Origin of the sequence: Hungatella effluvii, assembly GCF_003201875.1 — a bacterium.
In the GTDB taxonomy this organism is placed as follows: Bacteria; Bacillota; Clostridia; order Lachnospirales; family Lachnospiraceae; genus Hungatella; species Hungatella effluvii.
Genome location: NZ_QJKD01000004.1, coordinates 35,457 through 49,141, shown reverse-complemented (window position 1 = coordinate 49,141; position 13,685 = coordinate 35,457). Strand labels below are relative to the sequence as shown.

The 13,685-nt window shown below is 43.0% G+C and carries 13 protein-coding genes; 6 read left to right on the top strand and 7 right to left on the bottom strand.

Translation table 11 applies throughout. The features are described from left to right. Window positions 1–65: 65 nt before the first annotated feature. Both DFR60_RS08835 and nudC read left to right on the top strand, forming a co-directional pair. Window positions 66–656 (top strand): biotin transporter BioY, encoded by a 591-nt coding sequence (locus DFR60_RS08835; RefSeq protein WP_243005010.1) that lies wholly within the window; start codon window positions 66–68, stop codon window positions 654–656. Window positions 657–769: 113 nt separating this feature from the next. Beyond that, a complete protein-coding gene (nudC, locus tag DFR60_RS08830; protein ID WP_110322573.1) occupies window positions 770–1,612 on the top strand; it encodes an NAD(+) diphosphatase in 843 nt (280 codons plus the stop codon). Here nudC and DFR60_RS08825 read toward each other — a convergent pair. The 5 genes from DFR60_RS08825 to DFR60_RS08805 all read right to left on the bottom strand — a co-directional run bounded on the left by DFR60_RS08825 (window position 1,609) and on the right by DFR60_RS08805 (window position 6,999). Continuing rightward, window positions 1,609–2,718 carry a Gfo/Idh/MocA family protein gene (locus DFR60_RS08825; RefSeq protein WP_110322572.1) on the bottom strand — a complete coding sequence of 370 codons (1,110 nt, stop codon included), beginning with the start codon at window positions 2,716–2,718 and terminating at the stop codon, window positions 1,609–1,611. The genes nudC and DFR60_RS08825 overlap by 4 nt on opposite strands. Before the next feature lie 50 nt (window positions 2,719–2,768). Beyond that, complete coding sequence (locus tag DFR60_RS08820; protein ID WP_341457933.1) at window positions 2,769–3,617, bottom strand: carbohydrate ABC transporter permease; 849 nt, start codon at window positions 3,615–3,617, stop codon at window positions 2,769–2,771. After that, window positions 3,614–4,510 carry a carbohydrate ABC transporter permease gene (locus DFR60_RS08815; protein ID WP_110322570.1) on the bottom strand — a complete coding sequence of 299 codons (897 nt, stop codon included), beginning with the start codon at window positions 4,508–4,510 and terminating at the stop codon, window positions 3,614–3,616. Before DFR60_RS08815 ends, DFR60_RS08820 begins: the two co-directional genes overlap by 4 nt. A 61-nt stretch (window positions 4,511–4,571) precedes the next feature. Then, entirely contained in the window at window positions 4,572–5,960 is a 1,389-nt protein-coding gene (locus DFR60_RS08810) for an ABC transporter substrate-binding protein (protein WP_110322569.1), read from the bottom strand. A 130-nt stretch (window positions 5,961–6,090) separates the two neighbouring features. Further along, window positions 6,091–6,999 (bottom strand): helix-turn-helix domain-containing protein, encoded by a 909-nt coding sequence (locus tag DFR60_RS08805; protein WP_110322568.1) that lies wholly within the window; start codon window positions 6,997–6,999, stop codon window positions 6,091–6,093. 118 nt (window positions 7,000–7,117) lie between these two features. On the opposite strand from DFR60_RS08805, the gene DFR60_RS08800 reads away from it, so the two are divergent. Beyond that, complete coding sequence (locus tag DFR60_RS08800; protein ID WP_110322567.1) at window positions 7,118–8,056, top strand: acetylxylan esterase; 939 nt, start codon at window positions 7,118–7,120, stop codon at window positions 8,054–8,056. A gap of 61 nt (window positions 8,057–8,117) precedes the next feature. Here DFR60_RS08800 and adhE read toward each other — a convergent pair whose 3' ends face one another. Continuing rightward, the gene (gene adhE, locus DFR60_RS08795) at window positions 8,118–10,733 is read right to left on the bottom strand and encodes a bifunctional acetaldehyde-CoA/alcohol dehydrogenase (protein WP_110322566.1); all 2,616 of its coding nucleotides are present in this window, start codon (window positions 10,731–10,733) and stop codon (window positions 8,118–8,120) included. 208 nt (window positions 10,734–10,941) lie between these two features. Further along, window positions 10,942–11,652, bottom strand: a complete 711-nt coding sequence (locus tag DFR60_RS08790; RefSeq protein ID WP_110322565.1) for a Crp/Fnr family transcriptional regulator — start codon at window positions 11,650–11,652, stop codon at window positions 10,942–10,944. 265 nt (window positions 11,653–11,917) lie between these two features. Between DFR60_RS08790 and DFR60_RS08785 the strand changes: the two genes are divergently transcribed. The 3 genes from DFR60_RS08785 (at window position 11,918) to DFR60_RS08775 (ending at window position 13,681) form a co-directional block, all read left to right on the top strand. Then, window positions 11,918–12,121 carry a cold-shock protein gene (locus DFR60_RS08785; protein WP_002605391.1) on the top strand — a complete coding sequence of 68 codons (204 nt, stop codon included), beginning with the start codon at window positions 11,918–11,920 and terminating at the stop codon, window positions 12,119–12,121. 267 nt (window positions 12,122–12,388) lie between these two features. Continuing rightward, window positions 12,389–13,219 (top strand): DUF3100 domain-containing protein, encoded by an 831-nt coding sequence (locus tag DFR60_RS08780; protein ID WP_110322564.1) that lies wholly within the window; start codon window positions 12,389–12,391, stop codon window positions 13,217–13,219. A 15-nt stretch (window positions 13,220–13,234) separates the two neighbouring features. Beyond that, window positions 13,235–13,681 carry a hypothetical protein gene (locus DFR60_RS08775; protein WP_110322563.1) on the top strand — a complete coding sequence of 149 codons (447 nt, stop codon included), beginning with the start codon at window positions 13,235–13,237 and terminating at the stop codon, window positions 13,679–13,681. Window positions 13,682–13,685: the final 4 nt, after the last annotated feature.

Below are 13,685 nucleotides of genomic sequence, written 5' to 3'. Positions count from 1 at the left end.
ATGATACAATTTTTTAATAAAATTCTTACCATAACTATAGATAAATTAGGAAGGGAGTTTCTATCATGATATTACCAAACACTACTCACACTGCCGCACCATCAAGACGCATTACCACGAGAGATTTAGTATTTGCGGGAATGATTGCAGCCATTCTTACTATTATATCACAGATATCAGTCCCCATGCCTACCGGGGTTCCCATAACAATTCAGGTATTTGGAATCACTTTAATTGGTGTCACATTTGGATGGAGACTGGGACTTTACGGCTCTCTGGTCTATATACTCCTTGGCGCTGCAGGTCTCCCTATCTTTGCAAACTTCCGCGGTGGTTTCTCCGTTCTGGTTGATTTCACAGGAGGATATATCTGGTCCTGGCCGATCATGGCTGCATTATGCGGCCTTCATATTAAATCAGAAAATAAGAAACTGGAATCTGCGTCTATTTTTCTTTTTTCATTTATTGGACTGGTTATTAATGAGACAGCCGGCGGGATGCAGTGGGCAGCTCTTGCCGGTGACATGTCTGCATGGGGAGTATTTACCTATTCTATGACAGCATTTGTACCAAAAGATATTGTACTTACCATTCTGGCAGTTATCTTTGGTATTCAGCTCCGTAAAACACTGAAACGTGCAGGTATAACCAGATAAGTAACAGTTCAGGCGATATCATCCATTGACTTTCTGCTCTGCATCTGCTATGATTTCCTGAATACAACCGTGATATAGTTCATGATTATAGATAGAAAGAAGGCTTTTCACGCATGATTCAGGAAATTGCACCCCACCGCTTCCGGAACGAATTTTATATTAAAACTCCATCTCCGGACAGTTATATTCTATATTTCCAGGATGGTTCCATCCTGCTAAATCATACTGATTCATTAAAGATCCCTAAATTTTCCGAACTTATGGCTGCGGATGGCGACTCCGTATCCGGCCACTGCGACTATCTCTTTTCCATCGATGATAGAGAATACTTTTTGATTGATGAAACCGCCATATCTCTGTCCGGAAACGAGACACTGGCGCTCTATCCCACTTCGGTAATCCGTGATTTAGAACCGCTGTGGATTTCATTTGCAGCTGCCAACGGCGCAGAACTCCACCGATTCTACCGCAATAACCGTTTTTGCGGCCGCTGCGGTACAGCAAATATGAAAAGTAAAAAAGAACGTTCCATGGTCTGCCCTTGCTGCGGCAATACCGTCTATCCCAAGATTGCACCGGCCGTCATTGTTGCAGTCACTAATGGTGATAAGCTTCTCCTCACCAAATACGCTGGCCGTGAATATACCCGCTATGCCCTGGTAGCCGGTTACACAGAATTCGGTGAAACACTGGAGGAAACCGTCCGGCGCGAGGTCATGGAAGAAGTCGGACTGAAGGTAACAAATATCCGCTATTATAAAAATCAGCCATGGGCTTTCAGTGACTCCATGCTGGTTGGTTTTTTCGCTGAGCTGGATGGTTCTCCACAAATTCATCTGGATGAAACAGAATTATCCACAGCAGTCTGGATGAAACGCGAAGATATCCCCGGAGACTACACGAATGTAAGTCTGACTCATGAGATGATTCTTTTATTTAAGAACGGACTGGCTTAGCCCTTAATCTCCTCAACTTTTACTTTTCTGTCTTCCCGCAGGGAAAGTGTCGCTGCATCTGCTGTTGCAATCGCCGCCCGTGCAGCTTCTCCTGTCAATAACGGTTTATATTCCTCGGAAGCCTCCTCACCATGCATAATACCATTAAAAAACTTCATCTCTTTTTTCATGATGCTGTGCAGCCACATAGGAGGTTTCTTTCCCGGATGACCATACATAATAGCACCATCCATCTCCAGACCGTTGTATATCCGCGTTCTGTCATCATCTTCCTCTCTGCTTTCATGCACCAGAAAATACTCCTCTGTTCCGTCCGCATGCTTTAAGGTCATCTTCACATTTGCCATATCGATTCTGATCGCGCCTTCTGTTCCCTGAATCATCAGATAATGCTCCGGCCAGTGGAATGCAGAACCGTATTCCATAAAAGCATACGTATTATTTCCAAACTCCATGGAAATAAGAAGCATATCATCCTCATCCCCAAACCGAGGACCGCTATGTGCCACATTTCCTCCCGTCATCGTAACTTCCGTTGCAGGCCCCATTATGAATTGAATACAATCAAGTTCATGAATATGGTGATAGAGATGCCCCCCCGATTTTGCACGGATCTTTTTCCAGCTGATGCTCTCCTGCGGCTCTTCCCAACCATTTCTGGCCGCATGACAGTACAGTACCCTGCCGATCTTTCCCTCGTGGATTAGCTGTTTCGCTTTATGTACACCATTGAAAAAATTCATTACATGACCGGCCATAAATACAATGCCGCTGTCCTGAGCCGCTTTTACCATCTGATCACAATCCTTATAAGACAGTGCAATCGGTTTCTCACAGAACACATTCTTTTTGTAGCGTGCCGCCATCAGAACCGGATCGCGGTGTAAATAATTGGGTGTTGCCACGATTAACGCATCCACATCAGGGCGTGCACACAGTTTTTCCAGGTCTGTTTCTACATCACACCCTAATTCCTCTGCTGTCTGTACCGCATTTTCAGGATCAAGTACCGCCGCAATCCTGGCTCCTTCCTGATCTTTCATAATTCTGGCCAGTTCCGCCCCAAAATATCCGGTACCTACAATTCCATATCCAATTGTATCCATAATTGTTACTTCCTCCATTCATTTATTTTAGTATCCCTGTAAACTTAACCCTACTTAATCGACCCTTGTGAAAGTCCGCCCGCAATTTTTTTCTGAATCAGCATAAAGAAAATAATGGATGGCACTACTACGAGAACAGAGGCTGCCATCATGGTTCCCCAATCCAGAATTTCCTGGCCTTCTAATGATTTTAAGGCTATGGAAACCGTCATTTTACTGGTACTGTTAGTCATAATCAAAGCATATAACAGCTCATTCCACGCATTAATAAATGTATAAATCGCCACAGCAACAAGTCCCGGTGCAACAATAGGAAGCGCTACATTAACAAATACCTGTATTTTATTTGCTCCATCCACCCTGGCTGCTTCCTCAATCTCTAGCGGAACCGTTTGAAAAAAACCTACCAGAAGCCATATTGCATAGGGAACGGAAAATGACAAATATACGATTACAAGTCCAATACGCGTATTCATAAGTCCCGCTTTTCCCATAATAATAGAATACGGTACAGCCAGCAATATTGGGGGAAACATATAAGTGGTAATTAACACCCTTGTCATAAGCTTACCGAAACGAGGGTAGAACCTTACAATTCCATAAGCTCCCAAAGCAGAGATGGTAATGGTAATCAAAGTAGATGAAAATGCAATTATTATACTGTTTCCAATATTGTTTAAGAAACCAAGATTTATCAGCACATTCTTAAAATTATCAAGTGTAACGGCACTAGGAATCAGTTTGGTCGGATTGCTTAAAAGCTCTCCCTGTTTTTTAACAGAGCAAAGCACAATCCAAAGAAGCGGAAACACTGCCATCACAGAAAGAACCGACAGATAAAGATAACTTATTGTATTGCCAACCCATCCACTTTTTAAACGTTTGTGCTTTTCCATCATGCCCCCTCCTTATCCCATTTATCAAGCAGCTTAAAATATAAAAGGCAAATTACCAGAAGGAACATCAGAAGCAGTACTGTAACCGCCGATGAGCGTCCTAACTGCTTAAGCCCCCACCCCACATTATAGGCATAAATCGGAACCGTCTCTGTTAAGTTTGCAGGTCCGCCGCCTGTAATTAAAAATATTGTGTCAAAATTATTGAAAACCCATATCGTCCTGAGAACCACCAAAAGCCCTACAACTACACGGATGTGAGGAATCGTAATATGCAGAAAGGACTGCCAGGGCGCTGCACCGTCTATCTGTGCTGCTTCGTATTGATCCCTGGGAACCGTTTGGAGGGCACTTAAGACATTTACCATAATAAGCGGTGCTCCAAACCAGATATTGATCATAACCAAAGTACCAAATACAAGGGATTCATTACTTAGAAACTGAGGCGTAGACTGACAGATTCCAATCTGTACCAAAAGATTGGGAAGAAAACCGTATACTCCGCTTAAAATCCATTTCCATGCAAGTGCAATAACAATAGAGGGGAATGCCCATGGAATAATAAGTGCTGTCCGGAACAGACCCTGACCCTTTTTTATCCGATTTAGAGCCAGCGCTGCAGTAAATCCCACTCCAATCTGTCCAAGCAGAGAAAACACCGTCCATTTAATTGATGTCAGGAATGCTCCTGTAAATTCTTTATCTGACAGAATTTTTATGTAATTATCAATTCCAATAAACTTGTAATTCTGCTTAATCAGATGCTTGCTGGTAAAGCTATAAAAAACACTTGATAAAACAGGATAGAGCAATAACCCTATAACGACTGCAAGAGCCGGCAGTAAAAACAGGAAACCGGATATCCGATTCCAGTTCAGCAACTTTTTTTTCTTCATGACAACGCTCCTTTAAGACAAATCGGGGCGATGTATCCGCCCCGTTTCATCAACTTGTTAATCATTCCAATGTTTCAAAAAGCTCGTTCAGCTTATCTTCTGCCGCTTTAGCCGCTTCCTCCACAGGCGTTCCCTTCAGTATAATTTCCTGGAACATATTCTCAATTACACCCTGACTTGTAAGCAGACCTGCCTGCGGCTTAGGACCGTATTCCATTCCGATTGCAGTTCCGGTTCCAACCGCATCTGAGATTACCTTCATTTCATTAGAGAATTTCTGAATCATCGGATCAGAAAGAAACTCTTCATTTGATGCAATGTCCTTAAGTGCAGGCAGCATGCCTACAGGAACAGACTGAAGGAACGGAACGTAGTATTCCGGCTGATACAGAAACTTAATAAATGCTTCGCAAATCTCGGGATGCTTTGAATTTTTCCATATTACCATAGGAATATTAGAGGTTTCATATCCTCTCTGCTCATCACCCTTGTTTATTGTTGGCATTGGAGCGCACGCTACAAAATCCAACAGCTCCGGTGCATTAGTATCAACACCGCCAATCTGGAAACCGGAATTAAAATCAAATGCATTTTTTCCAGTATAGTACAGTGTGGCATGATCCAAAACGTTATAGTTAATTGATTCAGCCGGCGAACATTCTTTATACATCTTAACCCAATAATTAATGCCGTCTATTGCTGCCTGGCTTGTTAAATTAGCGGTTCCATCCTCTTTAATAAGAGTTTCATTCGCGCTTCTAACATAAAAATTCAAATAACGCGTCGCCATCATATCATTGGTACCCAGAGGAACCGAACAGCCGTAGACCGATCCGTTTTCTCCGTCTGAAATGGTTTTCGCGGCTGTATATAATTCATCCCAGGTAGCAGGCACCTCAAGATTATACTTATCAAGTATATTGGTAAAATACCACATTACCTGCGCATGAGAATAGATCGGAATCGCATAGCAACTGCCGTCCACCGTCATTTCCTTAATTGGTGCTTCATAAAAACGATCTCTACCTATCTTATCAATCAGATTATCCATCGGTAAAATGGCATCCGCATCAATCATTTCTACAACATGGTTCGGAAGAGCAGTACTCATATCCGGCACATTACCCGATGCAAGACCGGTTGTCCATTTTGTATAAAAATCCGGCCAGGAAAATGTTTCAATCGTGATTTTAACATCTGGATTTTCTTTCATAAAATCATTCGCGGCTGCCTGAATGGTATCCAGGCGTCCCCCCTGTGTAAAGGAATGCCAAAACGTAATCTCACCTTTTAAGGGTTCTTCTCCTGGTTCTTCTTTCACTGTTTCTGCTGTTTCCTCTTGTTTTGCGTTGTTTTCTGCCGTTGTCGCAGGTGTTGAGGTGTTGCTGCTGCAAGCTGCCAGACAGGCAATAATCGGAAGTGTCAAGAGCAACGATAATGACTTTTTCATAATTTTCTCCTTTTTTATTTATTTTTTTTGTGCATTTTTATGTATTTATCATAATCTATCCTGGCACCTGCATACAAGATGTAAATCGCTCAAAATTAGCATAAAACAATTAACATTTAAACGTATGTGGCTATTTTCTTTTAAATTCTACCGTACTGCCTTCTCTGGATACCTTACGATATTCCTGAGGAGAAATTCCGAAAACCGAATGAAACGTACGGGTAAAATAATTGGGATCATTATAACCCAGGTCATAAGCAATATCTGATATTCTTCGTTCTGACGCCAAAAGTTCGCGGGATGCAGTCAGCATGCGGAGCTCTTTAATATAATCTCCAGGAGATTTTCCTGTTTGTATTTTAAAAAGACGACGCAGTGAAGATTCACTGACTTCCGCAATACTGCAGAGAAGCTTTAAATCCAGAGGATCCTTTGGATGTGCTACTATATAATCCTCTACAGCCTGTATTCTTGGATCCCTGCTGACATTACCAGACTTTCTTGCGCGCTGCTGCAGTTTCTCAATTGTATATGCAGTTGAATTTAGTTCAAGTTGAGACTGCTGCCTTTTCCCCCCCCGCTCTGTCAGCCATGCAATAATCAGCTCTAGATATCCTCTAATTTTAAACATTTTCCCAATGCTTTTATTAAAGCTTGCAGTCTCATAAATCTCTCTGAAATAAGACAAAACCCTTTCATCTTCCGCCTCTGTCACATCCAACACATTAAAATAGTTCGATAAAAAATCATTATTCTTAAGTTGTATAGTCGTTACAAAACGGATACTCATAAATTTAAAATCGTCGGTAAATGCTTTACAGTCAAGAGTTGTCCCCTGTGGGATATAAACTACCTGATTAGGTTTTACATTATGTCTTCGTCCATCCAGAACAAATTCACCTTCGCCTGCCAGAATATAACGCAGCAGCCCATATGGCAATACTGTTGTAGGGTAGATCCACATTCGTGTGAATGAATATACATCAACATAAATAAAGTTAAAACGAAGTGAATAGATAAGTGAATGATTCTCCTCCATTGTACCTCTCCTTAATAATTCGATTGAAATATAGTTGTTTTGTCTTGATTATAATCAAAATATTACTATCGGTAAAGTTATTTTATGACTATAATAGTTTAAAAGGAGGTGTGCTATCATGCCAAAAGAACTATTTTCAGAAGCTCAAGCCTTTTCTTGTTATCCATCATCACATGAAATTGACAAATGGGCCTCTGATTTACTAAAGAAAAGTCAGAATATGAAAACGGAAGTGTCCATTTTACCAAACTCACCAATCCGTATCGAGTTTGGTAACAACCCCTGTACTCTTCAGAATAAATTTATTCAATTTAAAACTGAAGAAAAACGACGTACTTTTTATGGTTACTGGCAGCCATCTATAAGCTCTCCTGCCCCGCTGCTAATAAACCTGCCGGGTTACGGAGGTTTCATAAACCTTCATCCACAGCTTGCAGACATGGGGTACCATATACTTCACATATCGCCTCAGGGTTATGTTAGTCCCTCCGGTCCAGATACTTCAAAGACAGCACCGGATGGAAACTGGCCTGTACTTCATAATACAATAACGGGCAAACCGGGAGGTTACGAAGACTGGCTTACAGACTGTTTACTGGCAATACGCTGGGCAGTCCTGCAGCCTGATGTCCTTCCTGACCGGCTCTCTGTCTTTGGAACCAGCCAGGGCGGAGGAACTGCCCTTTTACTGGCATCTATTTTGGGATCGGCAGTTCGATGTGTCTGCGCAGACATTCCTTTCCTGACTAATTTTCCGTCCTCCAGGCTGAAAGGAAACGCTTACGGCATATTAAGTCCATATCGTCAATCTGTACCCGAGGATATCTTCTGGAATCGGTTGGGATATATCGATACGCTTTCTCATGCCCATCGGCTGCATATACCGGTCATGCTTTCAGGAGGCGGTCAAGATGAAGTTTGTCCTCCCGATACGGTAGAAAGCCTGTTTACAAAACTATCATGTACCAAACAGTACACACGTCTCGAACATGGGGTTCATACTCATTCTCGGGAAAGTATGGTTTTATTTGGAGCTTGGCTTCGGTTATTTGCTTAATTTATATAACACAAAGGACCGTCCCGCGAATCGGGTACGGCCCTTTGCCACCTATTTAAACTTATTTACCGTAGTAAGCCTTTAAATACATCTCTTTGAGCTCGCTCATCAGCGGATATCTCGGGTTAGCCCCGGTACACTGATCATCAAATGCCTGCTCTACCATAGCATCTAACGTATCTAAGAAGTACTTCTCATCTACACCATACTCTTTGATCGTCTTCTTAATTCCTACTGCTGCTTTTAATTCTTCAATCTTATCGATAAATTTCTTCAATACTTCAGCATCATTCTTTCCCTGAATTCCGCAGAAACGTCCGCATTCCGCGTATCTTGCAAGTGTATGCGGATATTCATACTGCGGGAAAGTGCCCATCTTGGTTGGTACTTCAGATGCATTGAATTCCATAACCAGAGTGATTAACAAAGCATTTGCAACACCGTGTGGAAGGTGATGGAATGCCCCCAGTTTATGAGCCATGGAGTGGCATACACCCAGGAATGCGTTATTAAATGCCATACCAGCCATACAAGAAGCATCAGCCATCTTGCATCTTGCCTCAACATTAGATCCGTCATTATAAGCTGTCGGCAGGTATTCCAGTACATTCTTCATAGCCTTTAACGCAAGGCCGTCTGTATAATCAGAAGCCATAACAGATGCATAGGCTTCCAGAGCATGAGTCAGAACATCGACACCGGAAGCGCTTGTTAAGCCCTTCGGCTGGCTCATCATGTTGTCTGCATCGACAATCGCCATCTTAGGCATTAATTCGTAGTCAGCCAGCGGATATTTAACGCCTGTATCCTGGTCTGTGATAACTGCGAAGGAGGTAACCTCGGAACCAGTACCGGAAGAGGTCGGGATCGCGATGAAATATGCTTTCTCACCCATCTTCGGGAAAGTGTAGACTCTCTTACGGATATCCATGAAACGCATAGCCATATCCTGGAAGTCTACTTCCGGATGCTCATACATTACCCACATGATCTTGGCTGCGTCCATAGCGGAACCGCCGCCCAGAGCGATGATGGTATCCGGCTGGAATGCTCTCATAGCCTTTGCACCTGCCTGTGCGTTGGCAAGCGTCGGGTCTGGCTGTACATCGGAGAATACCGTGTATACGATGCCCATTTCGTCTAATTTATCTGTAATCGGTTTTGTATAACCGTTCATGTAAAGGAAGGAGTCTGTTACAACGAATGCTCTCTTCTTGCCATATACATCCTTTAATTCGCTCAGTGCAACAGGCATACAGCCTTTTTTGAAGTAAACCTTTTCAGGATTTCTGAACCACAGCATGTTCTCTCTCCTCTCGGCAACGGTCTTGATATTTAACAGATGTTTTACACCTACGTTTTCAGATACGGAGTTTCCGCCCCAGGAACCACAGCCTAATGTCAGGGATGGAGTCATCTTGAAGTTGTAGATATCACCGATACCGCCCTGAGAAGATGGAGTGTTGGTCAGAATACGGCATGTCTTCATAGCCTCGGCATGCTTCATGATCTTCTCATGCTCATTTACATTTACGTACAGGGAAGCCGTGTGGCCGTAGCCGCCGTCAGCAACCAGCTGAGCTGCTTTTGCAAGCGCGTCGTCGAAATCCTTTGCCTTATACATGGCAAGAACCGGAGACAGTTTCTCATGTGCAAACTCTTCATCTATATTAACAGAATCAACCTCGCCGATTAAGATCTTGGTCGCTTCCGGTACCTCGACACCTGCAAGCTTTGCAATGGTGTAAGCCGTCTGTCCTACAATCTTGGCATTTAAAGCGCCGTTGATGATGATGGTCTTACGAACCTTTTCAATCTCATCACCCTTTAAGAAGTAGCAGCCTCTTGCCGCAAATTCTTTTCTCGCTTCATCATATACCTTTTCCAGAACGGTAACGGACTGCTCGGAAGCACAGATCATACCGTTATCAAAGGTCTTGGAATGGATAATGGAGTTTACTGCCAGCTTAATATTGGCTGTATCGTCGATGATAACCGGTGTATTGCCTGCGCCTACGCCCAGTGCCGGTTTTCCTGAAGAGTAAGCAGCCTTAACCATTCCAGGGCCGCCTGTGGCCAGAATGATGTCTGCGCTTCTCATAACTTCGTTCGTTAATTCCAGTGAAGGAACATCGATCCAGCTGATGATTCCCTCCGGTGCGCCGGCCTTAACAGCTGCGTCCAGAACTACCTTTGCGGCAGCGATCGTGGAATTCTTAGCACGCGGATGTGGAGAAATGATGATCGCGTTTCTTGTCTTTAAAGAAATCAGTGTCTTAAAGATCGCAGTTGAAGTCGGGTTTGTTGTAGGAATAACAGCTGCTACGATACCGATCGGCTCTGCCAGCTTCTTAATTCCGTATGCCTTATCTTCTTCAATAACACCGCAGGTCTTTGTATCTTTATAGGCATTGTAGATGTACTCAGCTGCGTAGTTGTTTTTGATAACCTTATCTTCCACAACACCCATGCCGGTTTCTTCCACTGCCATCTTGGCGAGAGGGAGTCTCATTTTATTGGCTGCACTAGCTGCTTCATAGAAGATCTTGTCCACCTGTTCCTGTGTGAAGGTTGCAAATTCTCTCTGAGCTTCTCTCATTGCTTCCATCTTTGCAACCAAAGCGTCTACATTGTCAATGATTTCCGGAACTTTTACCTGTTCTTCTTTCTTTGCCATCCTGACTTACCTCCAGTTTTTTTAATAAGTTTAATAGGTTTTTTTATGTTCGATATTTTTTTAACGAACTTTGTAGTATCATTATATGTTTTCGTTAAATAATTGTCAATAATAGAATTGACAAAAAAATAACAATATCACCCCCATTTTTATTCAAATCTAATAAATACTTTTATACTGATATAATTTCCAGTCCCAACCAGCTGTTTTACCAGTGATTTGCCCCCTTTCTCAACACAGCCAGCTCTGCAACGGCCTTGTTATACTGCTCTTTATCAAAGGTCAGCTTTCCTTTTGTGATCCCGATCATGCCGGTATCCTTTAACTTCTTAACAGTCCTGTTCAAGGTCTTAATATTGATTCCCAGCTCCTCCTCCAGCTGATTCCTGGTAAATGGAACTGTAATGCTCGTCTTATTTCCTGTCATATGCTTATCGGCGTACTGTACCAGATACTCCAAGAGCAGAAAGTTGGGCGGATAGAACAGTGTCGCCCCATTCTTGGACGAAGAACGGTACAGCTTAAACGCCACCTTGCTGGCAATTAAATAGAGAAGATTAATATCTTCCTTAATCCACCGCTCAAAATCCTTCCTCGGCATCTGGAGGAGAACACATTCCGTAATGGTCTCCAGGGTGACAGAGGTCCGCTCCTGCCCCGCCAGGATCGTTACCTCGCCCACAAAGTCTATGGCCTCGTTCTTCTCAATCATATACACATTACCGTTTTCAAATTCATTGATGGCCCGGTGGTCTCCGCAGCAGACAAATGCAAAATAGTCCAGCTCGTAATTCTTCTGGTGGATGATCTGTCCCGGCGGTATCACCTTAATGACACTGCGGGCCTTAATATCCGGCGGCATATGTTTGATATACGCCTCAAGCTTTGGCGCTCGTTTCAGCAATTCCTCCCAATTCATATTCCGGCTCCTTTTCCGATGTTTTCGCTTCTTTTATTATACAGCGCGAAAAAACAAATGTAAAATATTGGTACCAAAAACAGAGATAAAATAATTTTCAGAATTGCTTGACAATTTTTTCGTACTATGATATCATAATAGAGTATTTTAATGAGATTTTGATTCACATATTTTTGTAAGTCATTATTTGTTAATAATGCTTTACAAAAATATGTGATTTTTAGTTTCAGAACAAATATAATAATATTATATTAGGAGGTACCTCATGAATAAGGGTACAGTAAAATGGTTTAACAGCTCAAAGGGTTACGGCTTCATCACAAACGACGAGACAGGAGAAGAAGTTTTCGTTCATTTTTCCGGAATTATGACAGATGGTTATAAGTCTCTGGAAGATGGTCAGAAAGTTACTTTCGATACCACTCAGGGCAACCGTGGAATCCAGGCTGTCAACGTATACGCAGCTTAATCAGTTTCAGATTCTTAACTGATTCAAAAAAGGTTTGTACAGAGCAACGGGTACTCCCGTTATCTGTACAGACCTTTTTTTTATTGCCCGTTTACTCATCAAATCTCGCACAATTTAGTACTATCTTATAATTATAAAAACATTTTTCCCTATTTTTGTGCAAAATATCTCATTTGTCCTTTTTTATCTGCTTCTCTTCCGCTAGAATAAAGCTATCAAACATATCCGAAGCGAATGTTACCATTTTACCAAAAGGAGCGTAAGTGTATGAAAAAAGAAACCTTCCAGTATTCCTCCCTAAAGGAGCGGATCAAGACAGAGTACCGTGTGTACATCATAGCCTTTATCTTTATCCTGATTGCAGACAGCATCGGCCAGATTAAGATTCCTCTCGGCCCCGGAATGCTGATCCTGTTCCCGATCTTCTACTCTCTCTTCATGGGTATTTTATCAGGACCGCAGATCTTAAAGGTCATGAAAGAAAAAGAAGTAACCGCAGCGTCAAAGCTGGTAATCGTGGCTATCTGCCCCTTTATCGCAAAGCTCGGCATCAATGCAGGCGCCAGCCTTTCAACGGTTATTCAGGCCGGTCCGGCTCTCTTACTGCAGGAAATCGGCAATCTGGGAACGATCTTCCTCGCTATGCCATTTGCACTTCTCCTCGGCTTAAAGCGTGAGGCAATCGGTGCAACGCATTCTATCAACCGGGAAACCAATTTGGCCTTGATCACAGATATGTATGGACCGGATTCACCGGAAGCCCGCGGCAGCTTATCCATTTACATAGTCGGCGGCATGATCGGAACCATTTATTTCGGATTTATGGCTACCATGGTAGCGGCTTTAAATATTTTCCACCCATACGCACTGGGAATGGCCTCCGGCGTCGGCGCCGGTATCATGATGGCGTCAGCCACGGCCAGCCTAACAGAGATTTACCCGGCTATGGCCGATAAGATTTCGGCGCTTGCCAGCACCAGTGAGACCCTTTCCGGAATCACTGGTATCTACGTTGCTATATTTATAGGAATTCCGCTCTGCAACAAGCTGTATGCGTTCCTGGAACCAAAGATTGCACGTCTGCGCGGAGAAAAATAAGGAGGACTGACGATTATGAGATATAAAGAATGGGGATTTTTACTGGTTATTGCCTGCCTTGGCATCATGACGGCAAACTTTGTTGGATTTAAGGTAGCATTTCTCGACTCTCTGCCAGGTGTATGCGTGCTCCTTGTCATCTCCTGCATCGGAGTTGTATTAAGCAAGATTATCCCGTTAAAGCTTCCAATCGTGGCCTACTGCTCGATTGTGGGACTCTTAGCGGCATGTCCGATCTCACCGATCTCTTCCTTTGTAATTGAGTCCGCCAACAAGATCAATTTTACGGCTCCTCTGACCATGGTAGGTGCATTTGCCGGTATTTCTATTGGAAATGAGATTAAAGCCTTCGCAAAACAGGGCTGGAAGATGATTATTATCGCTCTTCTCGTCATGACAGGAACATTCTTCGGTTCCGCCCTGGTTTCTAACATTGTTCTGTCTCTGACTCACGCAATTTAATTCG

Excerpts from the sequence above, each read along its gene's own strand:
- DFR60_RS08815 (WP_110322570.1), bottom strand. The coding sequence starts at position 4,510 with ATGAAGAAAAAAAAGTTGCTGAACTGGAATCGGATATCCGGTTTCCTG.
- adhE (WP_110322566.1), bottom strand. The coding sequence starts at position 10,733 with ATGGCAAAGAAAGAAGAACAGGTAAAAGTTCCGGAAATCATTGACAAT.
- nudC (WP_110322573.1), top strand. The coding sequence starts at position 770 with ATGATTCAGGAAATTGCACCCCACCGCTTCCGGAACGAATTTTATATT.
- DFR60_RS08775 (WP_110322563.1), top strand. The coding sequence starts at position 13,235 with ATGAGATATAAAGAATGGGGATTTTTACTGGTTATTGCCTGCCTTGGC.
- DFR60_RS08825 (WP_110322572.1), bottom strand. The coding sequence starts at position 2,718 with ATGGATACAATTGGATATGGAATTGTAGGTACCGGATATTTTGGGGCG.
- DFR60_RS08820 (WP_341457933.1), bottom strand. The coding sequence starts at position 3,617 with ATGATGGAAAAGCACAAACGTTTAAAAAGTGGATGGGTTGGCAATACA.
- DFR60_RS08790 (WP_110322565.1), bottom strand. The coding sequence starts at position 11,652 with ATGAATTGGGAGGAATTGCTGAAACGAGCGCCAAAGCTTGAGGCGTAT.
- DFR60_RS08805 (WP_110322568.1), bottom strand. The coding sequence starts at position 6,999 with ATGGAGGAGAATCATTCACTTATCTATTCACTTCGTTTTAACTTTATT.
- DFR60_RS08780 (WP_110322564.1), top strand. The coding sequence starts at position 12,389 with ATGAAAAAAGAAACCTTCCAGTATTCCTCCCTAAAGGAGCGGATCAAG.
- DFR60_RS08785 (WP_002605391.1), top strand. The coding sequence starts at position 11,918 with ATGAATAAGGGTACAGTAAAATGGTTTAACAGCTCAAAGGGTTACGGC.
- DFR60_RS08835 (WP_243005010.1), top strand. The coding sequence starts at position 66 with ATGATATTACCAAACACTACTCACACTGCCGCACCATCAAGACGCATT.
- DFR60_RS08810 (WP_110322569.1), bottom strand. The coding sequence starts at position 5,960 with ATGAAAAAGTCATTATCGTTGCTCTTGACACTTCCGATTATTGCCTGT.
- DFR60_RS08800 (WP_110322567.1), top strand. The coding sequence starts at position 7,118 with ATGCCAAAAGAACTATTTTCAGAAGCTCAAGCCTTTTCTTGTTATCCA.